Raw genomic sequence first — 22,967 nt, 5'->3', positions numbered from 1 at the left:
GGACTCGGACTCGCGAACGCCTCATCAGGTCACCGGCTCGCCTCCCGCGTAGGTCGGACACGGCTGCGGCGGGGCGGCGATTGCGGCTATGATATCGGGGCGGGCCACGATTTCTGAAAGTCCGCGCCAGTCGCCGAAGACTTCAAAGGACGGACCAACGATGACTTCCAATCAATACTGGTGGCCGGATCAGTTGAACCTGAAGGTTCTGCGGCATAACTCTCCGCTATCTGATCCGATGGACAAAGACTTCAACTATGCCAATGCGGTTAAGACTATTGACGTCGATGAGCTGAAGCAAGATGTCGAACAAGTTATGATGACATCGCAGGATTGGTGGCCGGCCGACTATGGCCACTATGGTCCGCTTTTCATTCGCATGACGTGGCATGCCGCGGGCACTTATCGCATCAGCGACGGCCGCGGCGGCGGCGGCTCGGGCCACCAGCGCTTCGCGCCGCTCAACAGCTGGCCGGACAACGCCAGCCTCGACAAGGCGCGCCGCCTGCTCTGGCCGATCAAGCAGAAGTACGGCCGGCGGCTCTCCTGGGCCGACCTCATCATCTTCGCCGGCAACTGCGCGCTGGAGTCCATGGGGTTCAAGACCTTTGGCTTCGCCTTCGGCCGCGAGGACGTCTGGGAGGCCGACGAGACCGACTGGGGGTCTGAGGAGACGTGGCTTGCCGACGAGCGCCACAGCGACGACGGCGAAATCGAGGGACCCTACGGCGCCGACCACATGGGACTCATCTACGTGAATCCGGAAGGGCCGAACGGCAACCCCGATCCGCTCGCGGCGGCCAACTACATCCGCAACACGTTCAAGCGCATGGCGATGAACGATGAGGAAACCGTTGCGCTGATCGCCGGCGGGCACACCTTTGGCAAGGCGCACGGCGCCGCCTCTGAGAGTCATGTCGGACCGGAGCCCGAGGGAGCCTCGCTGGAGGAGCAAGGGTTCGGTTGGAAGAACAGCTACGGCAGCGGCAAGGCCGGCGATACGTTCACCAGCGGCCTGGAAGGCGCGTGGACCAACGACCCCGTGAAGTGGGACAACAACTTCTTCGAGAACCTGCACAACCACGAGTGGGAACTGACGAACAGCCCCGCCGGCAAATCGCAATACGAACCCACGAATGCCGCGTCGGTGGCCACCGTGCCCGATGCGCACGATCCCGCCAAGAAGCACGCCCCCATGATGCTGACGACGGATCTCTCGCTGCGGGAGGACCCGGTGTACGGGCCGATCGCGAAGCGCTTCCTCGAGAACTTCGAGGAGTTCGAGGACGCCTTCGCCAGGGCGTGGTTCAAGCTGATTCACCGCGACATGGGGCCCCGCGCCCGTTATCTCGGGCCGCTGGTTCCCACCGAGCCGCTGTTGTGGCAGGACCCGGTTCCCGCCGTCAATCACGAGTTGATCGGGGAGCCGGAAGTCGCCGAACTCAAGGCAAAGATCCTCGCCTCGGGCCTGCCCGTTTCCCAGCTGGTCTCGACGGCGTGGGCGTCGGCCGCGTCGTTCCGCGGCACCGACAAGCGCGGCGGAGCGAACGGGGCGCGCATCCGGCTTGCGCCGCAGAGGGATTGGGAAGTGAACGATCCAGCCGGCCTCAGCCAAGCGCTGGGAGCGCTGGAGCAGATCCAGGCCGAGTTCAACGGCTCGCAGAACGGCGGTGCCAGGGTTTCCCTGGCCGACCTGATCGTCTTGGCCGGATGCGCGGGTGTTGAGCAGGCGGCCCGAAGCGCCGGTCATGACGTGGCAGTCCCGTTTGCGCCGGGGCGCACGGACGCGTCGCAGGAGTGGACCGACGAGGAGTCGTTCGCCGTGCTCGAACCCACCGCGGACGGTTTCCGCAACTACCTCCAGGCGGGGCAGGACGGCGCCCCGGAGGACCTGCTGGTCGAGCGGGCCTACATGCTCACGCTGACGGCTCCCGAGATGACGGTGCTCGTCGGCGGCTTGCGCGCCCTGGATGCGAACACCGGGCAATCCCAGCACGGAGTCCTCACCGATCGACCCGGCGCGTTGACCACCGACTTCTTCGTCAACCTGCTCGACATGAGCACCGAGTGGACCGAGGCCTCCGAGTCTGACGGCGTGTTCGAAGGACGCGATGGCCAGACCGGCGAGCTCAAGTGGACCGGCACGCGAGTGGACCTGGTCTTCGGTTCAAACTCCGAGCTTCGAGCGCTCGCCGAGGTCCACGCCTGCGACGACGCGCAGGAGACCTTCGTGCGCGACTTCGTGAGCGCCTGGAACAAGGTTATGAATCTGGACCGCTACGACCTCGCCTAATCTCGGCGGGCGGCCCGCACGGCGGGCGCCCGATCGCCAGCCATGCCGCTGTGGGTAGAGTTAGAAGCAGCGAACTAAGGGCGATTGGCTCGCGCTAAGCGTTCAATGGCTTCCGGCGGTAAGAACCGACGAATACTCGGATGGCGGGAGTGGGCATCCTTGCCGGGCCTCGGCATTGCCGCCATCAAGGCCAAGCTCGATACCGGCGCGAAGACCTCCGCCTTGCACGCGTGGGACCTCAGTCTTCGCACGGTCGAAGGTCGGCAGTGGATACGGTTTCGCGTCCATCCCATGCAGCGTGACAAGGTCACGTCCGTGGTCTGCGAGGCGCCCGTCAGCGATCGCCGATGGGTCACGAACTCGAGCGGATCCCGCGAGCGCCGGTACATCATCAGTACGAGCCTTCAGATAGGCTCCGGCAGTTGGCCGATCGAATTGAGCCTGGCCAATCGCGACGCCATGGGCTTTCCGATGATCATCGGCCGCGAGGCCATGCGGGACCGCGTGATTGTCGATCCTCACGCCTCATACCGCGCAGGCAGGAAGCCAAGAAAAGCTGTCGACGGTCCATTGAAGGATCGAGGCGGCCTCGAGGGTGGAGGGGTGGACTCGTGAGAATCGCAATGCTGGCGCGCAATCCTGGCCTCTATAGCCATAAGCGCCTCGTGGAAGCCGCCGAGGCCAAGGGGCACCGCATCGACATCATCAATACGACCCAGTGCTACGCCAACATCACATCCGAGCGACCGCAAGTGCTGTACCGAGGCGCCGTCCTTTCCGGCTATGACGCCGTGATTCCCCGCATCGGCGCCTCGATCACCTTTTACGGTCTGGCGGTGTTGCGCCAGTTCGAGACGATGGGCGTATGGTCGCTCAACGAGTCCGAGGCCATCGGTCGCGCCCGAGACAAGCTCTGGGCGCTCCAGATCATGTCTCAACTCGGGATTGGGTTGCCGGTCACCGGATTCGCAAACTCCGCGCGGCGAGCCGAGGACCTGATCCGCATGGTCGGCGGCCCACCCGTCGTCATCAAGCTGGTGGAAGGGACCCAGGGCTTGGGCGTGGTGCTTGGCGAAACCATGCCGTCGGCCAAGAGCACGTTCGAGGCGTTCCGTAAGGCCAATATCAACATCCTGGTTCAGGAATATGTGAAGGAAGCGGGAGGGGCGGACATTCGGGCGTTCGTCATCGGCGACCGCGTGGTTGGCGCCATGAAGCGCCAGAGCGGACCCGGCGAGTTTCGATCCAACCTGCATCGTGGCGGCACTGCGGAGAAGCTGGAAATCACGCCCGAAGAAGGATCGGTCGCACTGCGCGCCTGTCGGGCATTGGGACTCAACGTGGCCGGCGTGGACATGCTCCGATCCAGTCGCGGGCCGGTGCTCATCGAAGTGAACTCAACCCCAGGTCTGAAGGGAATCGAAGAGGCGACCGGGACCGATATCGCCGATCAGATCATCGCCTTCCTGGAATCGCACGCCAAACCCGCGCCTATCGAGACGGTGGGGTAGAGACCCAGTGATGAACACCCCCGCCAGTGGGTCATCCGATCCCATCAGCATTGGCGATGTAGACGTCGCCCCTGGGTATCGGACCCAGGTGGACCTGCCGATCGCCGATCTGTCGATTCACGTCCCCCTGGCGATGCCGGTGCACGTCATCAACGGCGCCGAGGATGGGCCGGTGCTGTTCGTCTCGGCCGCCATACACGGCGACGAGCTCAACGGGGTCGAGATCATCCGGCGTATCATCAAGCTGGCCGCCTTGCGGCGCCTCAAGGGAGCGCTGATCGCCGTTCCAATCGTGAACGTGCCCGGCTTTCTGAATCTCAGCCGATACCTTCCCGACCGGCGCGACCTCAACCGCTCCTTCCCGGGGTCCGCCAAGGGCTCGCTGGCTGCCCGCCTCGCCGAGATGTTCGTCGACCAGATCCTCTCGAACGCCACGCATGGCATCGATCTCCACACCGGCGCCGTGCACCGGGAGAACGTTCCGCAAATCCGCGTCGATCTGGACAATCCCGCGGCCGAGCCCATGGCGCGCGCCTTTGGCGCCCCGCTGGTCGTGAACTCCGCCTCCAGGGACGGAAGCCTGCGCGAGGCCGCCGACAAGCGCGACGTTCCCGTCATCGTCTACGAGGCCGGCGAAGCGCTCCGCTTCGATGAAACGGCGATACGCACCGGCCTATGGGGCGTGATCGGGGTCATGGAGCATCTGGGCATGTTGCCCACGCAAAAGCGGGGCAGTGAATCGAAAGCCCCCGTGATCCTGCGCGACAGCAGCTGGGTGAGGGCGCCGGCCAGCGGCGTGGTCAGGATGAGACAGCCAATCGGTGCGGAGGTCGTGGACGGCGAGCTGCTGGCCATCGTTTCCGATCCGCTGGGCGAGTCGGAAACCGAAATCAAGTCGCCCATGGACGGCGTGATCGTCGGCCGCACGAACCTCCCCCTCGCCCACGAAGGCGACGCGCTCTTCCATATCGGCTTCACGGGAGAAACCGAGCAAGAGAAAGCGTCCAAGCCCTTCCACCACCTGTTCGAGTGACCGATGGGGGCTCATTCCCCCACGAGTAGGGGCGGTTCGCAAACCGCCCGTCCTCCCGAATTCAACGGTCTACGAAAGGCGACCCTTGCGCCGCCCCTTCGTCATTCCGGCGGAAGCCGGAATCCAGTCCGGTCGAGTCCAAAGCTGCGCCGGATGCCTCACGTAGGGGCGGGTTTCAAACTCGCCCATCCCCCAAAGTCCAAAGGCTGCCCCAAGCGGGATATCCGCTGGGCGAACATCTCGGCCGCGACGACGTCTACTGCGTAGCGTCCAGCCGGCTCACGTGCCCCGGCCAATCGAGGATCCGCTGGTCGGCGGTCACCAGTCGATGCCCCTCCAACGCGGTAGCCACGATCAAGCGGTCGGCTGGGTCGGCGTGAAAGTCCGGGAGCGTCGCCGCGCGGATTCCGATCTCGCCGTCCATCGGAATCTCGACGAGCCCCTCATCGAGCAGCGCCTGACGCCACGAGGCCACGCTGCGCAGCAGCGTGAGTCTGCCCTTGTCGTGCAGCATGGCCACTTCCCAGAACGAGATTGCCGACACCGCGATGTTGCCTTCACGCAAGGCTCGTTCGATCTGGCTGCGGGCTCGCCGACCAAAACGGGCGTCTCCGAACCGTGACCAGAGCAGGACCTGTGTGTCGAGCAGGATCACGGATTCAGCACGCGGTCCGGGTCGGACTGGGCCTCCCATTCAACGTCGATCGGTTCGGTGATGTCGCCGTGAATCTGAATGATGTCCCGATCTCGGCCAAACCAGCTCGTTGGCCGCTCCCGGTAGGGCGTCAGCCGCGACACCGGGCGGCCGTTCTTGGTGATGACGATCTCCTCGCCGCTCTCCGCCACCTCGTCCATGAGCTTGAGGCACTTGGCCTTGAACTCGGACGCCATGATCGTCCGCGGCCCGGGCTTCCTAGGGGCTTCCGTCGTCATCGCCCTCTTCTCGACTGGATAGGCGAGCACTATCCTACCATGGTCATGACCATGGTCATATTTTCCGGAGTTGGCGCAATATCTGAGATCCGAGGACGACCCGTCGAATGTGTTCGCCGCAAAGGCGCACCATCTCTTCGGCCTCCTGAATCAGGCTGAGAGTCATAATCTGAGGAGACTCGCCACGATCGTTGGTGCCCTGCAAGGCCCGGGTGGGCTTTGGCAGCCAAGGCACAGGGAAGGTGCATGCTGATTCCTAAGCGACCGAGAGTTGCCGCAATCGGCCTCAACGAGACTGAGGTGGCGTCAATTGCACCGCTCTGCGGAACACTAAGGGCAGCGGAGTCGCTTGACGAGTTCCTAGCCGGCTACGATTGGACGGAGACGGACATAGTCGTTTCGGGCGATCTCCATAGCTATCGCGTTCATGTTGACAAGAGAGTCAATATCATGGTGGTCGGGCCCACAAGCCTCTATTGGTCGGACCAATTCTCGCCCCCATTCGGGACGCGGATTCAGCACTATGCAAAGACCAATTACGAAAACACAGAGCGGGAGCTGACGACTACTCCCCACATCCCGAAGCCGTATGCGGCGCTAGCTGACGAACTATCCAAGGTGCTGGGCCGAGCCGCGAGACCGCCAACCATCATTGACACTTCGCGAAGAGACCGGGCCGCGCTGATTGAGACGACATCGGGCCATCCAGTCGCTTTGCGAATCGTCCTTCCGCCCCGATCCGACTCGGCCGAAGATGAGGCGTCAACGCCCATTGCACTCCTGCTCCCCAAAGCCGCCAATCTCGCGGCATGGTTCAGGGCCTTTCTCTGCGAGATCCATGTATCAGATCCGACCCGAGTGCCATACGCGCCACCCCGCTTGAGCCAGCCTGCGGATTGGTACACCCCAGAGGAACAGTCGCTCGCAGATCAGATTTCACAGATTGAATGTGAGATTGAGCGCCTGACCAAAGAACGAGATCAGCGTGAGGCGGAGTTAACCGCTGAAGGAGAGAGAGCCGATCAAGGGATCCGACGAATCCTTTGGGCCGACGGTACTGAGTTGGTTGACGCGGCTCATCAAGTGCTTGCGGAATTCGGATTCAAGGTCCGCGACATGGACGCAACGTTGTCGCACGGCGAGCCCAAGCGTGAAGACCTTCGGCTCACACGTGAAGGAGTCGACGACTGGGAAGCAACGGTCGAGGTCAAGGGCTATCCCGGCGGGACGAAGACCAACGACTCCCAACAGATTCGTCAGCACCGCGAGCGATTCGTCAAGGAGTACAGCCGACTTCCCGACCTTACGATGTGGCTCGCCAACCCACATCGCCGGATGGACCCGTCCTCAAGGCCTGCACCTGACCCGAATGTGCATGATGTCGCCGACGCCGTCGGAGCTGTCCATGTGCTTGCGACAGACCTTTACAGGCAATGGGCGTTGGTCGCGATGGGCAGCCTCCAAGCGGAGACTGTAGTGTAGAGCTTGATCAAAGCCGATCCCGGACTGTGGACGCCACCTGAATCAGGCTCCGGTACCTAGCGCAAGATACAGCGCGCATGGGAGGAATCTGTTCAGCGCCTTGCCTCGGTGGGCGATGCAGTATGACCATAGGTAAGGCTCGCTCGTTCGCTGCGAATAGATAACGTGAAATACCTCAAGCGTTTGACTGACAAGCAACTCGGCGGCTGGTCGTTGCTGCTGGGGATGGTGTTGGTGGGGGTGGGCTATGCGCTCTCGCCGGGCCGTGGGGTGGTGGACACGGTGCCCAGCACGAGCCTCAGCGACCTCACGCTGGCGATGGCGCGCAACGCGACGCTGTCTTACACCGTGCCGGTGGTGATCATTTGCGGCGCTCTGCTGATGCTGCATGGACTCCTGACCCTGCGGCGGTATGCCGGCCCCGTGGCGCGGCTCGGCCTGCTGGGGATGGTCATCGCCGCGATCCTGCAGATGGTCATGCGGGGCCTTGACTACATGATCGTCGGCATGGGACTGGCCGCACTGGAGAGCGAGGCGGCGAAGTCGCAGGAGTGGCTCGATTCGGCGCTGGCCATGCAGCGGTTGGTGTGGGGCTTCCACTTCACTTCCGGCGTCGCCGGCTCGGTCGGGACGGCGATCTTCGCGCTGGGCCTGGCTGCCCGGCCGGAACCCATGCGTCTGCCCCCGGTCCTGCACCCCATCGTGGCAGTGCTGGCCGTGGCCTCGCTGGTGGTGTTCATCTCCGCCTGGCATTCAAACGCCTTGGAGCTGGCGCTCGCGCCCGTGTTTGCCCTGATGTCCGTCGCCGGACTCGTCTACATGGGTCTGCTGGGCTGGGGACTCGCACGATCGACCGACGACGGGGCGAGCCAACCGTAAGCGGACGTCCGGCCTAGCTGGTGCGAGACGCTAAGCGATCCGCGACCTCGATTGCGGCGCTCTGGCCGCTGGAAAGCGCGCCGTTGACCGACGGCACGCCCATGTAGTCACCCGCCAGGACCAGGTTGTCGATGCGCCCGGCAAGCTGCTCCGGGATCTGCGCCACCGCGGCCAGCATGCCGGGCGTCCCCATGCACAGCGCCTCTTCCCAGCGGTAGACGCGGTGGAACAGCCCCTCGTCGTCGCCGGGGAGCGCGGAGCCCGGCGGCGCGTTCCGGCGCGCGGCGCCCAGCATCTCGCGCTTGATCTCCTCGTCGTCGAGCGGGATGAGTTCCTTGGCGCGGTCGCGCCCGATCATCAGGTCGAGAATGCTCTTCCCCGGCGGCGCGCAGGCGGGCAGGAAGGCCGACCTGTTCAGCAGCAGCGGCGTGTCGTCGTCCTCCGGGAAGAGCGCGCCGTGCCAGCCCGGAGGGAGCGGGGAATGGTCGAGGCCGATCACCACGCGGCAACCGGTTGAGTAGCTAATCGTGCCGAGGGCGCGGCGAGTTGCTTCCGGCAGCTCGAGAACCAGGTCCGCAACCTTCGTGCCGGGGACGGCGCAAATGACCGCGTCCGCCTCGATCGTCTCGCCGTCCGTGACCACGCCGGCGGCCGCCCCGTTCGCGACGACGATTTTCCTGACGGGGGTCGATACCTGAATCGCATCGGCGCAGGTGTCGGCAAGCGCCCGGCTCAGAGAGCCGATGCCGCGCTCGGGCATGGAGACCCTACCGTCGTGCAGCATCGTTTCTCCGATGTACGCCCGCATCAGCGCCTGTCCCGCGGGTTCCGGATCGCCCAGGATCATATCGAGGGGCGCTCGGAGCGTCAGCTGCAGGTTCTCGGGCACGTTGAGCCGCTTCATGTATTCGCCGAAGGACTCGTCGTCGTCGATATCGGCGATGGGACTGTCGCTGGCGAAACTCATGTGCGGAGCCTGCCGACGGATCTCCCGCATCACCCTGAAGCCGGCCCGCATGCCCGCGGGTGAGAGGAAGCCCATGGTGACGGCCGTCCGCAGGTGACGGATGAAGTTCCAGAGCGATTGGTCCGGCGTCGTGGTCACCCACCGCCCGTTGCGGTGGTGGCCGAATTTCATCTGCGACGGCGCCAGCGGCAGGCCCAGCTCCTCGCACAGGCGGAAGGCGGTGTCGTAGGTGGACGTGAAGACGAAGGCGCCCATGTCCAGGGAGAACCCATCCACCCGCTCGCCGCTGCCGCGTCCGCCCACGTGGTCCTGCGCCTCGAGCAGCAGGGGCGTGACGCCCCGCTGCATCAGCGTGTAGGCGGCGCTGAGCCCCGCGAAGCCCCCGCCAACGATGACGACCCGCCCCGTGCTCATATGCGCGGCTCCCGTCTCGCCACCCGCCGTCTATCGTGCGGGCGTCAGCCTCGGGGGCGCAAGCCCCTTCTCCGCCGGCCCCCAAGCTAAAGGCCGATTCTGTCTAACGTGTACGTTGATGGGACAAGGGATACCGATTTGCGAGTTCTCCGGTAGGGGCTGGAGCTGCAGGGCGTGTACGCCGCGTCCCCGTCGGCAGGGCCTCGAATGGTGGCGCGGCGAGAGGGATCACGGCACGAGTTCTTGCCGTTCCCGGTACATGCCGTACCCGATGACTATCAGGGCAAGTGAAAGCACGTAGAGGACGGAGTTGTTAATCATAAGCATGGTCAAGAGGCCAAAGTCCGGAGCATTCATAGCAATCAGGAAGATGAGGAGTCCCAACACTCCACCAGCCACCATAACGTAGCTGGACGCTTTGTAAATGTTCATCGAGTTGAACCGTTTGGACAGCCCGATGCCCAAGAGGATGGTTGCCATTGGGAACAACGCATATAACGCCAACCCGATTCCCGTCATGTTGGTATGCACGGCCAGAGCCACGGCCTGAAATTCCGCCGCAGTCAGAATCTCGTTGGCGGTCAGGTCACTGCGTTGCATCAGGTGGATGACGAAGTGCCTCATGCCGGCGACGATGATGAGTATGGTCCACTCAATGACTGAAATGAATATGCCGAACTGCAGCAGCCTGCCGGCAAGCCCAGCCTGCCGGCTTGCCGCGGGATAGAGGCCGAATAGTCCGAAGGACATGAGCAACAGTGAAACTATGGTCAGGAACGTCATCCAGTGCGCCAGGATCGGCGAGTCGCCCAATGCGTCCCGGGCTGCCACGAAATCGGTCTGGTCCACGGCGCCAACGAGCACGTTGCCCGGCAGGAGCATGGTGGACAACATGATCAGGATCATTCCGGCCATCAAAGCGAAGCCTGCGTATTTGGTTGCCACGAATAACTCCTCCGACAATCTCTATTCGCGTCGCCTCACGGATGTCCAAGCGATGTAGTTCGACGAGCGCTAAGGAAACAATCCGCGATCCAGTGTACTCATACTTTCCCGAGGAGGCATCCGCGCCAGGTCTGCGGCGGGGCGCGGGGACACCCGCCGCCTGTATCGGCGCTGAGCCCGGCGAAGCCTCCACCGACGATGACGACCCGCCTCGTGCTCATATGCACTGCTCCCGTCTCGCCACCCGCCCTCTATCGCGCAGGCGTCAGGCGCGGCCGCGATAGCGCCTGGCTAGCTCGCTAATCCTTTTATGGCAGTTGGTAATTCTCTAAACGTAGCGACCTTGGCAGTTGCTTGGGACAAGTCGTGAGATGCAGTGAACTCGTTCGCAACCACGATGCAGTCAATTCCCGCCGCTATTGCCGACGCTAAGCCTCTCGACGAGTCTTCAACGACCACCGCTTCAGTAGCAGTGGCGCCAAAGCGTTCGAGTCCTTTCAGATAGGGTTCGGGATGTGGTTTGGCTCTCTCGTAGTCATCCCTGGCCAAATAGAAGTCCATATAGTCCAGGATGGAGCGACGTTTGTGAATCAAGGCGAAATCATCCGGTTTGGAGGTGGTGATTATGCCCATCCTGTACTCATCGGCAAGTACGTCCAGCGTTTCTAGGACACCCTCGATCTCAATGTCTTCGGTTCGAAGATATTCCTGATTGTAGGCATTGCGGATCTCGCGCTGCCTGCCGATGGTCTGTTCATCAATACCTGCCGCGACGGCTTGGGCCCAGGTGGCATTTCCCTGGATCATGTCTCGGAGGTATTGGTCTCGATCCATGGTGAACCCGATGTCGGCGAGGGCGCGCTCTCCGGCTTTGAAATACCAGAATTCGGTATCCACCAGAACCCCATCATGGTCAAAGAGAATGAATTTCTTCACCGGTGGTCGCTATCGCCCGGCGTACACCTTCATGTGTTTCCTTGAAGGTTGCTTGCCAAACGCGACTCGATGGGTTGGTCCGCCCCTGGAAACTCGAAAGAGCGACCGGTGATCTTCTCGTAGAGGTAGATGTAGCGTCGTGAGAGTTCGATGACAAGGTCGTCCGGCGCCGGTGGGAGGACCTCATCCTCGTAGGGGTTGCAGTTCTCCGTGAACCAGAGCCGGAGGAATTCCTTGTCGACGTTGTCGGGTTCCCGGCCCTCGCGCATGCGCTGTTGATACGAGTCGGCGATCCAGTAGCGACTCGAGTCGGGGGTGTGGATCTCGTCGATCAGAAGGATCTCGCCGTTCTCGTCACGGCCCATCTCATATTTTGTATCCACGAGAATCAGGCCATGCTCGGCTGCCTTGGCTTGACCGAATGCGAAAAGTTGCTGCGCGATGTGGCTGCATTGTTCCCAATCGGCGGCCGTCATCCAGTTTTCGGATACGATCTCGTCGGGGCTGATCGGACGGTCGTGATCCTCCGACTTGGTGGTCGGTGTGAGGTAGTTCGTCGGGAGTTTTTCGTTTTTCACCAGGCCGCGGGGCAGATCGATGCCGCAGTATTCACGCTGACCACTCTGGTAGACCGTCCAGAGGGCGGTGCTCGTGGTTCCGGTGATGTATCCACGCACCACGAACTCAATCGGGAAGACGATGCATTGCTTGGCAATCGTGACGTTTGGATCGGGGACGGATAGCACGTGATTTGGCACGATATGTCGGGTCTGTTCGAACCACCATGCGCTCGTCAGGTTGAGGACCTGCCCTTTGAAAGGGATAGCGGCGAGCACCCGGTCGAAGGCACTCTGACGGTCGGTGGTGATGAGGGCCAAACGGTCTCCAAGATCGTATCGATCCCGTACTTTGCCTATAAACTTCTCACCATGAGAAAGATTCGTCTCAGTGAGACAGTTTCCGAGCTCTTGTCGTATTCGATCCGTATAGCCCTCTGGGGTGTAAATGTCATTCTCCATCTACTGTTGCCTCCGCGAGATCAAGCGCCTATACGAGATGGCCCGATTGCCCAATATACTACCGGCCTGACGGATGTCTCCCGTCCCGTAGGAGGAGCTTGAAATTTGCCAAATGTCGGCTTCTTGAAATGGCTTATTCAAGTCGTGATGGTGGACCGAATGGGACTCGCAGCCACGACTTCCGCAATGCGAGTGCGGCGCTCTTCCGACCGAGCCGTCGGGCCTGAGGCTGTTCACGTGACCTTCTCGGGGCTGACTCGCCGAGCATCAGAACAATTCACTGAGCGACTCCTGCGGGCTGATTGCACGGATGGGGGAGCGTTGGTAGTCCCTGACATTCCTCGTGACGATATGGCGAGCCCCGCAAGCACGGGCGGCGGCTACCTGGATGGCGTCCTCGAAATCGGCCATTGGCAGCGCCGTGGCATACCGGACACTCTCCGTGTCGGTGGTAGCCACCGATACAAAGCGGGTTAGTTCGGCAATGAACTCGCGGGTGCTTGTGCCTCCGAGCACCGGCGAGACGATGTAGTAGAAATTCGACGCGGAGTGCCACGCGATGTAGGCGGCCTCCGCGCCATGCTCGATCCGATCCAGAAGTTCGGAAGCCGGGTCCGAGTGTGGAGTCCTGTCCAGCGCGACGTCGATGAGCACGTCGGTGTCGAGGAGAATCATTGGAGGAACTTCTTGGCCAATGCGTCGTAGCGCGGGTCATCTTGACGCTCCGCTGCCCGAAACTTGCCTCGCCAACGCGTGGAGAACGACTGCATGTTCCCGCCGGCCATTTCCCGGAGCGATTGCTCGACCAGCGACGAGAGGGACACGCCGCGGGAGCGGGCATACCGTTTGGCCGCTGGGAGCAGCTCGGCGTCTACCGTGATGGTGAGCTTTTGCTTCATCGGGAATCGGCGCCTAATGCACGTATACGGTGCTCTAAGTCAAGTATACGTATAACGGCTGTGGGACTCCAGCGGTCCATGACCACTTGGAATGCACGCCATCGAGGGTGGACCGAATGGGACTCGAACCCACGACCTCCGCAATGCGAGTGCGGCGCTCTTCCGACTGAGCTATCGGCCCTGAGGCTGTAGTTTAGGCCGCGTCCGCCACGCGCACGCGGGTGCGCCCGCGCATGCGCTCGAAGACGACGTGGCCTTCGATCAGCGAGAAGAGCGTGTGATCGCGGCCGACGCCGATGTTGGGTCCGGGCAGCAGCTTGGTGCCGCGCTGCCGCACGATGATCTCGCCGGGACGCACGAATTCGCCGTCCGAGCGCTTGACGCCCAGCATCTTGGGGTTGCTGTCGCGGCCGTTGCGGCTGCTGCCGAGGCCTTTCTTATGTGCCATGAGTCTCTCTGCCTCTCTGTCTACTCGTCGCTCGCCGCCGACCGGTCGATGCCGTCGATGCGAACCCGCGTGTAGCGTTGCCGGTGGCCCATGCGCCGCCGGTGTCGCTTCTTGGCGTGGTAGGTGAAGATCCGCACCTTGCGCCCCTTGACCTCGCCCAACGCCGTGCCGCGGACGGTCGCGCCGTCCAGCGTGGGCGTGCCCACGTGCCGGCCGTCGTCGTCATTGATCAGCAGCACGTCCTCGAAGGCCACCGGTCCGGACGACTCGTCCCGCAGCTCCACGTCGATCACGTCGCCGGGCTGCACGCGGAACTGCTGGCCACCCGAGCGGATCACCGCGAACGACATAGGACTCCTCGTGGATGCGTGGGGCGGGCGCCGGATTTCGGGCACGGCGCACCGCTCACATGGTATCAGCCGCGGTTGACCCGCGCCGGTGCTGGGCGCATGCTTCGCACGAATCGGGTCGGCGAAAGGGTGTGGGCGTGCGGTACCGCGAGATGGGAACGCCGGAGCTTCGCGTGAGCGTGGTCGGGTTTGGCGGCTGGCCCATGGGCGGGCGCTTCTACGGCGCGGACATGGACGCCGAGGCCACGGCCACCATTCATGCCGCGATCGACCAGGGCATCAACCTGTTCGACACAGCCGCCGGCTACGGCATGGGGCACTCCGAGGCGCTGATGGGCGCGGCGCTGCGCGGGCGGCGCGACGAGGTGATCGTGGTCACCAAGTTCGGCATCGACCGGGACGAATCCGTCCACGCCTACCGGCGCGACGGGCGCCCTTCGGCGGTGCGCCGGGGCTGCGAAAGCAGCCTGCGGCACCTGGGCATAGACCACATCGACGTGTTCCTGCACCACTGGCCGGACCCCGACACGCCCATCGCCGACACCATGGGCGCCGCCAAGGAGCTGGTCGACGAGGGCAAGGTGCGGTTCATCGGCGTCTCCAACTACACGCCGGCACAGATGGCCGAGGCGTCGGCGGTTCTGCCGATCGTCGCCAACCAGGTCGGTTATCACATGCTCGACCGGCGCCACGCCGAGCGGATCTTCCCGTCGTGCGAGGAGCACGGAGTGGGGGTGATGGCCTACGGCTCGCTGGCGCACGGCGTCCTGGCCGGGCAGTTCACGCTCGACACCCAGCTCAACGACGACGACTGGCGTGCCACGGGCTATGCCTTCGGCCTGCCGATCTTTCACGCCGATCACCTACCGCGGAATCTCGAGGTCGTGGACCAGGTGCGAGCGCTGGCGAAACAGGCGGATCTGGACCTGCCGCAGCTGGCGCTGCGCTGGGTCATCGAAAACCCGACCGTCTCGACCGCGCTGGTGGGATTCCGCAATCCGGACGAAGTCGCCGCGGCGGTGTCCGCGGCCGATGCGGACGTCCCTGCTGCCGTCATGCACGAGGCTGAGGACGTTACCCGCGCGGCTTACGAGCGCATGCGGGCCGACGAGCAGCCGCCGGCCGAGGTCGGTCCGCTGCGACGGGAGGCCTAGGAGCGGGCGTGCAATACCGCGAGCTGGGGACGCCGGAGCTCCGCGTGAGCGTGGTTGGATTCGGCGGCTGGCCCATGGGTGGACGCTTCTACGGCGCGGCCATGGACGACGAGGCCACGGCCACGATCCACGCCGCGCTCGATCAGGGCATCAATCTGTTCGACACCGCCGCCGGCTACGGCTTCGGGCACTCCGAGGTGCTTTTGGGCGCGGCCCTTCAGGGGCGACGCGATGAAGCGATCGTGGTCACCAAGTTCGGCATCGAGCACGACGAATCCGTGCAGGCCAACCGGCTGGACGCCCGGCCCGCGACGCTTCGCCGCAGCTGCGAGCGCAGCCTGCGGAATCTCGGCATGGACCATGTCGACGTGTTTCTGCACCACTGGCCGGACCCCGACACGCCCATCGCCGACACCATGGGCGCCGCCCAGGAGCTGGTCGACGAGGGCAAGGTCCGGTTCGTCGGCGTCTCCAACTACACGCCCGAGCAGATGGTCGAAGCCGCAGCCGTCCTGCCCATGGTCGCCAACCAGGTCGGTTATCACATGCTCGACCGGCGCCACGCCGAGCGCAGATTTCCCGCCTGCGAGGAGCACGGCGTGGGCGTGATGGCCTACGGCTCGCTCGCGCACGGCGTCCTGGCCGGGCAGTTGACGGCGGACACCAAGCTCGACGAGGAGGATTGGCGGGGCACCGGGTATGCCTTCGGCCTGCCGCTGTTTCGCGCCGATCACCTGCCGCGGAACCTGGAGGTCGTCGACCAGGTGCGAGCGCTGGCGCAGCAGGCCGGACTGGACCTGCCGCAGCTCGCGCTGCGCTGGGTCATTGAGAATCAGACCGTCTCAACGGCTCTCGTGGGATTCCGCAATCCAGACGAGGTCGCCGTGGCGGTGGCCGCGGCCGAGGCCGACATTCCCGCCGCCGTCATGCAGGAAGCCGACGCCGCCACCCGCGCGGCCTACGCGCGCATGCTGGCGGATGAGCTGCCGCCGGCCGATCTCGGTCCGCTGCGCCGGAACGCCTAGGAGCGGCGCAGCGCCACGCCGAGCAGCCGCGCGCCGGCCTCGCGGAGCACCCTGGCGGCCTGCACCGTGGAATCGCGGCGCGAGGTCCGCTGTGAGGCCAGGAGCACGGTGGCGGTGCACGCCGCGGTTACGGCGCGCGTCTCGGCCACGTCGAGCACCGGCGGACACGCCACCACCACCAGGTCATTGGCGTCGGCGGTGTCGGCCAGCAGGTCCCGAAAGGCCTCGGCCACGAGCAGCGCCGGATTCGACTCGGAGACGGCCGGCGCGGTTGTGGTTGCGGTGCTCGAGGGCGCCGCCGATTCGTCGCGCGGCTCGGACACGTCCGCGTCGACCAGCGCCACCCGACGTCCGGTTTGCTCCACCGATTCCGCCAGCGCCGCCGCCACGTCCAACCGCCGCGTATCGGTGCGGGGGCTGGTCACGGCCACCAGCGAATGCGGCGCGTCGGCCAGGGCCACGAGCACGTTGGTGCGCAGCTCGTCGATGCCGGGCATCTCCGCGTTACCGGCGCCGCTTTGGCCCATCAGGCGTCGCCCTCGTTTCGCGCGGGCGGCATCGTCGGTGTGATCAGCCAGGCCACGGCGGCGCCGACCACGGCGCCCACGATGGCCGCGACTGGGATCACCACCTCGCCCCGCGGCCACGTCGGTGCGCCGGGCGCTTTCGCGGCATCGATGACCGCAATCTCGAGTCCCTTCTCCGGGTCGTTCAGGCGGGCCGGCGTGGCCACCTCGGCGACCAGCGCATCCGCCAGCCCGTTCACCACCGCCGCCGCGCGGTCGGCGTCCTCGTCCTCGGCTTGGATCGTCACCACCAGCCGGTCGGAGTCGCCGTTCGTCCGCACGCGCTTGACGATCTCGGCATCGGACAGGCCGCCGCGGACCTCCGGGCCTAGCCGCGCGGCGTAGTCCTCCGAGTCGACCCAGACGGCGTAGTTGCGGATCAGGCGCGACGCGGCTTCCGAGGCGCCCAGGTCGGCGATCCGCGGTCGGATCGAGACGTCGGTCGACGCGCGGTAGACGGGCTCGGCCACAGCCACCACGATGGCGCTCACGATCACGGCGATCACCGCCGCCGCCGCGCCCGCGATGACGAGTGATTGCCAGCGCATGAACGGCCCGGTCACGGCAGGCGGCCGATCACCGGCGCGTCGATCAGGTCGGTCACATCGGACTCATGCAGCCGGTTGAGCCGCCAATCCGCCAAGAGCGCCACGGCAACGGCCAGGATCAGCGCCACCGCGGACTTGAGCACCACGTCCAGCGCCGCCAGCGCCCGCGGCGGACGCTCGGGCTCGTCGGTCTTGTCGATCAGCCGCAGCGTGCCGATCTCACCGAGGGTGGGGTAGTAGGAATTCTGGTTGTCGATCAGCAGCATCACGATGCTGTCGATCAGCGCTTGCGCCGCCGGTCCGTCGCCCCAATCCAGCTCGATGCGCAGCCCGCGCGAGAGCGGGTAGACGTCGATGGTCTCGAACATGGTGCGAAAGTCCATGGTGTGGCCGGCGTCGAGCACCTCCGCGTGCGCCAGCCGCAGCAACTCACGGCCGCGCGTGAGGCGCGCCAGGTCCTCGATCACGATTCCCGCCGCCTGCGCCCGGCTGCTTTCGGCGCCGTACTGCAGCCGCTGGCTTTCCTCCGGCAGGTTCAGCGTCAGGACCAACTCAGCCTCGGCGCGCAGCCCCACCGGCCCGATGAGTTGCCACAGGACGGCGGCGACGATCGTGGCGCCGGTGACGGCGGCGATGAATACCCACCATCGCCGCACCACTTGCGCGAAGCGTGCCGACGACACCTAGCCCGCCGCCTCGGGCGCGCGCGCCCGCTCGATGGTGAAGTCGATTGCCCGTCGCAGCTTCGCCTGAAACACGGAGGCGTCGAATTGCGCGGCATGCCGCACGAGGTGGGCGGAATCGATTGTCATGTCGGTGACGCGCTCCAGGGCCTGCCGCAGGCTGGGCACGGTCGGTTCGGGAAACAGCACGCCGGTCTCGCCGTCGCGCACGGTCTCCAGCGCGCCGCCGGCGGCGTATGCCACCACCGGGCGGCCGGCGGCCTGGGCCTCTACCGGAGCGATGCCGAAATCCTCCTCACCGGGGAACACGAACGCGCGGCAGCGCGCCATGTGCCGTCGCACCTCGTCGTCGGACACGCGGCCGGCAAACGTGACGGTCGGCCCGGCCATCCGACGCAGGGAGTGTAGGTCGCGGCCGTCGCCCACGACCAGAAGCGGCAGCGACGCCTCCGTGCACGCGCGCACGGCCAGGTCGATGCGTTTATAGGGAATCAACCGCGACACGACGAGAAAGTAGTCGTCCACCTCCGTCGTGGGCGCAAACCGCGTCGTATGCACGGGCGGGTGCACCACCAGGGCCTCGCGTCCGTAGAAGCGCCGGATGCGCTCGGCCACGGCCTGCGAGATGGCGACGAACTGCGTCACGTTCTGCGCCGCCGCGCGGTCCCACCGCCGCATCCACCAGAGCAGCGGCGCCAGCGCGCGGGGCAGCCAGGCGGGATAGCCCTCGCGCAGCAGATACGCCTCCGGCATCCACACGAATCGCGTTGGCGTGAGGCAGTAGCACACGTGGACCGCTCCCGGCGGGGTTTGGACGCCCTTGCAAAACGCGCTGACGTTGCTTACCACCACTTCGGCGTCTCGGACCCGCATCGACTGGAACGCGAGCGGATACAGCGCGAGAAAGGCTTGATGCCGCGTGCGCCAGCCGGGCAGGCGTTGCAGCCAGCTGGTGCGAACGTCCAGTCGGCGAAAGGCGGGGTCCACGAGGTCCGGGGCATAGAACGACGTGTAGACGGGGGCGTCCGGATACATCGCGTGCAGTTGTTCCAGCACCACTTCGGCGCCGCCCTGCTGATTGAGCCAGTCGTGGACGAGGGCGACGCTCATTCCGGCACTCCGGCGGCTCGGCGCGATCTCAGAATGCGCCGCGTCCGGACAGCACGGCCGGAATTGTCTTCACCAGGATCTTCAGGTCGAGGCCAAGCGACCAGTTGGCGACGTAGTACGTGTCGAGCATCACCATTTCCTCGAAGGGGAGGTCGCTGCGTCCGCTGACCTGCCAAAGTCCGGTGAGGCCGGGATGCACACGCAGGCGGTGCCGCGCCCACTCGTCGTACTGGGCCACCTCGTCGGATACCTGCGCCCGCGGTCCGATCAGGCTCATGCTGCCGGTGAGGACGTTGAAGAGCTGCGGCAGCTCGTCGAAGCTCATGCGGCGCAGAACGCGTCCGACCCGGGTGCGCCGCGAGTCGTCGCGTATCTTGAAGAGCGCGGGGTGCGGGCCGCCGGCGATCATCTGACGCTTCAGGGCCTCCGCGTCCACCACCATCGACCGGAACTTGAACAGGGTGAACTCGGCGCCGTCTTTGCCGATGCGCGTCTGGCGAAACAGGACGGGGCCGCGCGAATCCACCCGAATGGCAATCGCGATCACGAGACACAGCGGCGCGCTGAGAATAAGCCCGAGCAGGCTCACCACGACGTCCAGCGCGCGCTTTTGCACGAATTTGAAGCCGACGATGGCATTGTCGCTCAGGGTGACCAGGGGGATTCCCGCCAACGGGTGGATCTCCATGCGGCCAAACTGCGCTTCCAGCAGATCGGGCACCGCCCGGAACCGCACGCCGTGGACCCGGCAGCGCTCGATGAGCGGCTGCAAGTTGTGCTGGGTCGTTCCGGACAGCGCGATATACACCACGTCGATCGTCTCGGTTCGAATCAGCACTTCCAGGTCGTTGAGGTCGCCCAGCCGCTGAAAGCGGCCGAATCCCGTGCCATTGGCCTGGTCGTCGCTCTCTTCCAGGTAGCCGATCACCCGGTTGCCCGAGGCCGGCGACGCGGTCAATTGCTGCATCAGGTACTTGGCCACCACCCCGCTGCCCACGACCAGGATGCGCTGGTTGTCGAAGCCGGCCCGGCGCACCACCTGCACCAGGCTCAGCCGCAATCCCAGCCACACCAGCGTGCACACGGCGCCGGCCGCCCCGAGATACATGAACATCAGACGCGAGAAAAACAGCGGCCGAGAGACGAAGAACACGAAGACTACCGCCGCGGTGCCGATCACCACGCCCGCCGCAATCCGCGGCAGCTCGTCCAGGACGGACACGCTGCGCCGCCGCGAATAGCGCCCCAGCACATAGAAGCTCAGCACCGTGACGGGGATGAAGAGCCCGGCGACGACCCAATAGGCGTCGATGGGCGTGAACTGAAACTCGTTGAGCTCCGGACCCAGGCGCCAGACGTAGCGCAGGGCGTAAGCGAACACGAAGGCGCCGAACAGCACGGCCACATCGCCCAGGGCGGTCAGCCACGGTGAGGTGAGCACGCGCCACGGCGTCCTGCGGGCGCGGCCCACAGACTGGGGTGGGGGCGCCGGTGTGGTTAGCGCGATTTCAGGACGCTCTGATACGCGTTGAGACATGTCTCTGCTGCCGATTCCCAACTGAATCGCTGGGCTTGGGCGAGGCCCCGCGAGCGCATGGCCTCGCGGCGTTCGGGTGACTCCAGGACTCGGGCCATGGCGTCGATCAGGGCGGCTTCATCCCGTGGCTCGACAGTGATCCCGGCGTCTCCCACGACTTCGGGCAACGACGACCGGTTGGATGTAATCACAGGCGTGCCGCTGGCCATGGCTTCAAGCGGTGGCATGCCGAACCCCTCATAACTGGAGGGGTACACCAGCAAGTCGGCTGCACTGTACCAAAAGGGAAGCTCCCATTGATCGACGTAACCGAGCCATCGCGCGTGATCGACCACCTGTGCCGTTTGGATGAGGTCGGGCACATTCACGCCCATCCATCCACGTCCTCCAACGATGACCAGCGAGCCCGCGTAACGGCCCTCGCGTCGCAAACGGGCGAACGCGCGTATCAGCACGTCGACGTTCTTGCGGGGCTCGATGGTCCCCACGCTGAGGACGAATGGCCGCCGCACGCCGTGCGCCGCGCAGAATGCCTCGACCTCGGCCTCGGGGCGCGGATGGAACTGCGGTTCCACACCGGCGTAGACCACCGAAATCTTGTCCGGCGGCACGCCGAACAGCTCGATGAGATCGCGGCGCGTCGACTTGGAGTCCGCCAGCACGGCGCTCGCTCGCCGGGCGGACAACCGGGTAGCGGCATGCAGATACCACCGCCGGTGGGCCGGGTGTGTCTCGGGCGCCCGCAGGAATGACAGGTCGTGAACCACCACCACATGCCGTCCCGGCGCGGCCAGCGGCGTCACATTCAGAAATGAGTGCACGATGTCGGCGCCGGCCAGGGCGAGGTGCCCCGGCGCCACCAGGTGCTCCCAGAGAATTCGCACCCAGGTGCGCGACGTTGGGAGCCGTGTGCGCCGCAGACGGACGTCGGGCCCGGTGCGAAACGGCGGCTCGCCCACGCTGTCGTTGAGGAAGACCGAGTATCGGTGCGTGGCGTCGGCCTCGAGCACGGCATCGATAAGGCGCGCGCTGAAGCGGCTCACGCCGGCGTTGCGGAATGTGGCTTCGGTGAATACCGGCAGCGCGTTGAGGGCGATGTGAGCCATCCCGAGTGACTACCCTACAACGCCGGGCCCGTGACGCGTGTGTGTCACGGGTGACGGATGTAACGTTTCGGCAGCGCCCTAAGCTGCGGCGCCAGGTCCGGGGGGCTCGCCGGGACCCATCGCGGCGGACACCGCCGAGCCGAATGCCGCGCCGGCCAGGAAGATCATGCTGCTGAAGTAGATCCAGATCAGCAGCAAGACAACCGTCGCAATCGGGCCGTAAATCGCGTTGAACGAGCCGAAGTTGGCCGTGTACCAGACGAAGGCGTTCTTCCCAATCTCGAAGCCGACGGCTCCTACCAGTCCGCCCGCCAGCGCCGGGCGCCAGGCCAGGCGCTCGGCCGGCACCAGGTGATACATCAACCCGAACACGCCGGTGGCGAAAAGGATCGGGAGCAGCACGCCAAGCCAGCGCAGCAACCACCCGAGCCAGGCGAATGGCGAGTCGCCCCCAAGTAGCTCAGATTGCTGCAAGAACGTCAGTACGGCCGTGGCGGTCACGGAAAGGGCGAGCAACCCGCCGGTGGCCATCGTCGTGGCGAGATCCAGCGCTCGGCCCTGCACAAAAGTCCGCCGCCGGGTCGCGCCCGTTGCCGCGTCGAGGCCGCGGCGCAGCGCGCCAAACAGATTGCTGCCGGTCCACAGGAGCGCGATGAGCGAGATGACGCCCACGCTTTCGCGGACGGCGGCCATCGACGGCAGCGTGCTTTCCAGGAAGTCCTCCGCCCCGGGGGCCAGGTCTCCGGATTGGTCCGCGACGAATTGCACCATTACTTCGGGCTCCACCAGAAACGCCGCGATGGCCGTGATGAAGCCAATCAGCGGAAACAGGGAGATAAAGGTCTGAAAGCTGATGGCGGCGGCGAACGTGGGGAGCTGCTGGGTGCCAAACCGGTCCGCCGTCAGGTAAAGCACGCGGAGCTGGGGAGTGGCTTCGATCCACGCCATCGTTGCGCGGGTGATCGACTCAGCGGTTCCGCCGACGTGATCCTGGGCGCGGCGCGCCGTGTCCGCGATGCTCCGCGACAGGGATCGCGCCGCCCGAGCCAGCCCGCCCACCCGTCGTCGGAAACCGCGCTGCTTCACGGGTGCGTCGCCATCCATGATCTGCGACCAAGAGTGCCAGAGT

At 65.1% G+C, this 22,967-nt stretch carries 25 protein-coding genes and 1 tRNA gene; 8 read left to right on the top strand and 18 right to left on the bottom strand.

The window, feature by feature from the left end; all coding sequences use genetic code 11:
• Window positions 1-160 precede the first annotated feature (160 nt).
• The 4 genes from katG to OXG33_01900 all read left to right on the top strand — a co-directional run bounded on the left by katG (window position 161) and on the right by OXG33_01900 (window position 4,837).
• Entirely contained in the window at window positions 161-2,293 is a 2,133-nt protein-coding gene (katG, locus tag OXG33_01915) for a catalase/peroxidase HPI (GenBank protein ID MCY4112680.1), read from the top strand.
• A 159-nt stretch (window positions 2,294-2,452) separates the two neighbouring features.
• Window positions 2,453-2,908, top strand: coding sequence for a RimK/LysX family protein (locus OXG33_01910; GenBank protein ID MCY4112679.1), 456 nt, complete (start codon window positions 2,453-2,455; stop codon window positions 2,906-2,908).
• On the top strand, window positions 2,905-3,804 hold the full coding sequence (rimK, locus tag OXG33_01905; GenBank protein ID MCY4112678.1) for a 30S ribosomal protein S6--L-glutamate ligase: 900 nt from the start codon (window positions 2,905-2,907) through the stop codon (window positions 3,802-3,804). Before OXG33_01910 ends, rimK begins: the two co-directional genes overlap by 4 nt.
• A gap of 10 nt (window positions 3,805-3,814) precedes the next feature.
• Window positions 3,815-4,837, top strand: coding sequence for a succinylglutamate desuccinylase/aspartoacylase family protein (locus OXG33_01900; protein ID MCY4112677.1), 1,023 nt, complete (start codon window positions 3,815-3,817; stop codon window positions 4,835-4,837).
• 256 nt (window positions 4,838-5,093) lie between these two features.
• Here OXG33_01900 and OXG33_01895 read toward each other — a convergent pair whose 3' ends face one another.
• Both OXG33_01895 and OXG33_01890 read right to left on the bottom strand, forming a co-directional pair.
• Complete coding sequence (locus OXG33_01895) at window positions 5,094-5,531, bottom strand: type II toxin-antitoxin system VapC family toxin (GenBank protein MCY4112676.1); 438 nt, start codon at window positions 5,529-5,531, stop codon at window positions 5,094-5,096.
• Window positions 5,489-5,770 (bottom strand): type II toxin-antitoxin system Phd/YefM family antitoxin, encoded by a 282-nt coding sequence (locus OXG33_01890; protein MCY4112675.1) that lies wholly within the window; start codon window positions 5,768-5,770, stop codon window positions 5,489-5,491. The genes OXG33_01895 and OXG33_01890 overlap by 43 nt, the downstream gene beginning before the upstream one ends.
• Window positions 5,771-6,649: 879 nt before the next feature.
• On the opposite strand from OXG33_01890, the gene OXG33_01885 reads away from it, so the two are divergent.
• Window positions 6,650-7,252 carry a hypothetical protein gene (locus tag OXG33_01885; protein MCY4112674.1) on the top strand — a complete coding sequence of 201 codons (603 nt, stop codon included), beginning with the start codon at window positions 6,650-6,652 and terminating at the stop codon, window positions 7,250-7,252.
• 165 nt (window positions 7,253-7,417) lie between these two features.
• Complete coding sequence (locus OXG33_01880) at window positions 7,418-8,131, top strand: hypothetical protein (GenBank protein ID MCY4112673.1); 714 nt, start codon at window positions 7,418-7,420, stop codon at window positions 8,129-8,131.
• A 13-nt stretch (window positions 8,132-8,144) separates the two neighbouring features.
• Here the strand turns inward: OXG33_01880 and OXG33_01875 are convergent, their stop codons facing one another.
• The 9 genes from OXG33_01875 to rplU form a co-directional block, all read right to left on the bottom strand.
• On the bottom strand, window positions 8,145-9,512 hold the full coding sequence (locus tag OXG33_01875) for an NAD(P)/FAD-dependent oxidoreductase (protein ID MCY4112672.1): 1,368 nt from the start codon (window positions 9,510-9,512) through the stop codon (window positions 8,145-8,147).
• A 228-nt stretch (window positions 9,513-9,740) separates the two neighbouring features.
• Window positions 9,741-10,457 carry a hypothetical protein gene (locus tag OXG33_01870; protein ID MCY4112671.1) on the bottom strand — a complete coding sequence of 239 codons (717 nt, stop codon included), beginning with the start codon at window positions 10,455-10,457 and terminating at the stop codon, window positions 9,741-9,743.
• Window positions 10,458-10,748: 291 nt separating this feature from the next.
• A complete protein-coding gene (locus tag OXG33_01865) occupies window positions 10,749-11,393 on the bottom strand; it encodes an HAD-IA family hydrolase (GenBank protein MCY4112670.1) in 645 nt (214 codons plus the stop codon).
• 29 nt (window positions 11,394-11,422) lie between these two features.
• Window positions 11,423-12,412 (bottom strand): phosphoribosylaminoimidazolesuccinocarboxamide synthase, encoded by a 990-nt coding sequence (locus OXG33_01860; GenBank protein ID MCY4112669.1) that lies wholly within the window; start codon window positions 12,410-12,412, stop codon window positions 11,423-11,425.
• Between the two features lie 267 nt (window positions 12,413-12,679).
• Window positions 12,680-13,087, bottom strand: coding sequence for a PIN domain-containing protein (locus tag OXG33_01855; protein MCY4112668.1), 408 nt, complete (start codon window positions 13,085-13,087; stop codon window positions 12,680-12,682).
• The gene (locus OXG33_01850; protein MCY4112667.1) at window positions 13,084-13,311 is read right to left on the bottom strand and encodes a DUF6364 family protein; all 228 of its coding nucleotides are present in this window, start codon (window positions 13,309-13,311) and stop codon (window positions 13,084-13,086) included. Before OXG33_01850 ends, OXG33_01855 begins: the two co-directional genes overlap by 4 nt.
• Before the next feature lie 108 nt (window positions 13,312-13,419).
• Window positions 13,420-13,492 (bottom strand) — tRNA-Ala (locus OXG33_01845).
• A 12-nt stretch (window positions 13,493-13,504) separates the two neighbouring features.
• Window positions 13,505-13,759, bottom strand: a complete 255-nt coding sequence (rpmA, locus tag OXG33_01840) for a 50S ribosomal protein L27 (GenBank protein MCY4112666.1) — start codon at window positions 13,757-13,759, stop codon at window positions 13,505-13,507.
• Window positions 13,760-13,779: 20 nt separating this feature from the next.
• Entirely contained in the window at window positions 13,780-14,109 is a 330-nt protein-coding gene (gene rplU / locus OXG33_01835) for a 50S ribosomal protein L21 (protein MCY4112665.1), read from the bottom strand.
• A gap of 137 nt (window positions 14,110-14,246) precedes the next feature.
• Here rplU and OXG33_01830 point away from each other — a divergent pair, with 137 nt between their 5' ends.
• Both OXG33_01830 and OXG33_01825 read left to right on the top strand, forming a co-directional pair.
• Window positions 14,247-15,263 carry an aldo/keto reductase gene (locus OXG33_01830; protein MCY4112664.1) on the top strand — a complete coding sequence of 339 codons (1,017 nt, stop codon included), beginning with the start codon at window positions 14,247-14,249 and terminating at the stop codon, window positions 15,261-15,263.
• Window positions 15,264-15,271: 8 nt separating this feature from the next.
• A complete protein-coding gene (locus OXG33_01825; GenBank protein ID MCY4112663.1) occupies window positions 15,272-16,288 on the top strand; it encodes an aldo/keto reductase in 1,017 nt (338 codons plus the stop codon).
• Here the strand turns inward: OXG33_01825 and OXG33_01820 are convergent.
• The 7 genes from OXG33_01820 to OXG33_01790 form a co-directional block, all read right to left on the bottom strand.
• Entirely contained in the window at window positions 16,285-16,815 is a 531-nt protein-coding gene (locus OXG33_01820; protein MCY4112662.1) for a hypothetical protein, read from the bottom strand. The two genes, OXG33_01825 and OXG33_01820, sit on opposite strands and share 4 nt — an antisense overlap.
• Complete coding sequence (locus OXG33_01815) at window positions 16,815-17,402, bottom strand: hypothetical protein (protein ID MCY4112661.1); 588 nt, start codon at window positions 17,400-17,402, stop codon at window positions 16,815-16,817. The genes OXG33_01820 and OXG33_01815 overlap by 1 nt, the downstream gene beginning before the upstream one ends.
• Before the next feature lie 11 nt (window positions 17,403-17,413).
• Entirely contained in the window at window positions 17,414-18,085 is a 672-nt protein-coding gene (locus OXG33_01810; protein ID MCY4112660.1) for a hypothetical protein, read from the bottom strand.
• Window positions 18,086-19,195 carry a glycosyltransferase gene (locus OXG33_01805; GenBank protein ID MCY4112659.1) on the bottom strand — a complete coding sequence of 370 codons (1,110 nt, stop codon included), beginning with the start codon at window positions 19,193-19,195 and terminating at the stop codon, window positions 18,086-18,088. It abuts the gene before it with no gap.
• 28 nt (window positions 19,196-19,223) lie between these two features.
• Window positions 19,224-20,636 carry a sugar transferase gene (locus OXG33_01800; GenBank protein ID MCY4112658.1) on the bottom strand — a complete coding sequence of 471 codons (1,413 nt, stop codon included), beginning with the start codon at window positions 20,634-20,636 and terminating at the stop codon, window positions 19,224-19,226.
• Window positions 20,637-20,692: 56 nt separating this feature from the next.
• Complete coding sequence (locus OXG33_01795; GenBank protein MCY4112657.1) at window positions 20,693-21,838, bottom strand: glycosyltransferase family 1 protein; 1,146 nt, start codon at window positions 21,836-21,838, stop codon at window positions 20,693-20,695.
• A gap of 78 nt (window positions 21,839-21,916) precedes the next feature.
• On the bottom strand, window positions 21,917-22,924 hold the full coding sequence (locus tag OXG33_01790) for a YihY/virulence factor BrkB family protein (GenBank protein MCY4112656.1): 1,008 nt from the start codon (window positions 22,922-22,924) through the stop codon (window positions 21,917-21,919).
• Window positions 22,925-22,967 lie beyond the last annotated feature (43 nt).

This window comes from Chloroflexota bacterium (genome assembly GCA_026708035.1).
GTDB lineage: Bacteria > Chloroflexota > UBA11872 > UBA11872 > UBA11872 > JAJECS01.
This window is presented reverse-complemented; position numbering and strand designations above follow the sequence as displayed.

What these genes read in the sequence shown, in the direction of transcription:
- OXG33_01855 (MCY4112668.1), bottom strand. Translation starts at nt 13,087, where the DNA reads ATGATTCTCCTCGACACCGACGTGCTCATCGACGTCGCGCTGGACAGG.
- OXG33_01860 (MCY4112669.1), bottom strand. Translation starts at nt 12,412, where the DNA reads ATGGAGAATGACATTTACACCCCAGAGGGCTATACGGATCGAATACGA.
- OXG33_01815 (MCY4112661.1), bottom strand. Translation starts at nt 17,402, where the DNA reads ATGCGCTGGCAATCACTCGTCATCGCGGGCGCGGCGGCGGCGGTGATC.
- OXG33_01820 (MCY4112662.1), bottom strand. Translation starts at nt 16,815, where the DNA reads ATGGGCCAAAGCGGCGCCGGTAACGCGGAGATGCCCGGCATCGACGAG.
- katG (MCY4112680.1), top strand. Translation starts at nt 161, where the DNA reads ATGACTTCCAATCAATACTGGTGGCCGGATCAGTTGAACCTGAAGGTT.
- OXG33_01900 (MCY4112677.1), top strand. Translation starts at nt 3,815, where the DNA reads ATGAACACCCCCGCCAGTGGGTCATCCGATCCCATCAGCATTGGCGAT.
- OXG33_01890 (MCY4112675.1), bottom strand. Translation starts at nt 5,770, where the DNA reads ATGACGACGGAAGCCCCTAGGAAGCCCGGGCCGCGGACGATCATGGCG.
- rplU (MCY4112665.1), bottom strand. Translation starts at nt 14,109, where the DNA reads ATGTCGTTCGCGGTGATCCGCTCGGGTGGCCAGCAGTTCCGCGTGCAG.
- OXG33_01895 (MCY4112676.1), bottom strand. Translation starts at nt 5,531, where the DNA reads ATGGGAGGCCCAGTCCGACCCGGACCGCGTGCTGAATCCGTGATCCTG.
- OXG33_01850 (MCY4112667.1), bottom strand. Translation starts at nt 13,311, where the DNA reads ATGAAGCAAAAGCTCACCATCACGGTAGACGCCGAGCTGCTCCCAGCG.
- OXG33_01875 (MCY4112672.1), bottom strand. Translation starts at nt 9,512, where the DNA reads ATGAGCACGGGGCGGGTCGTCATCGTTGGCGGGGGCTTCGCGGGGCTC.
- OXG33_01805 (MCY4112659.1), bottom strand. Translation starts at nt 19,195, where the DNA reads ATGAGCGTCGCCCTCGTCCACGACTGGCTCAATCAGCAGGGCGGCGCC.
- OXG33_01795 (MCY4112657.1), bottom strand. Translation starts at nt 21,838, where the DNA reads ATGGCTCACATCGCCCTCAACGCGCTGCCGGTATTCACCGAAGCCACA.
- rpmA (MCY4112666.1), bottom strand. Translation starts at nt 13,759, where the DNA reads ATGGCACATAAGAAAGGCCTCGGCAGCAGCCGCAACGGCCGCGACAGC.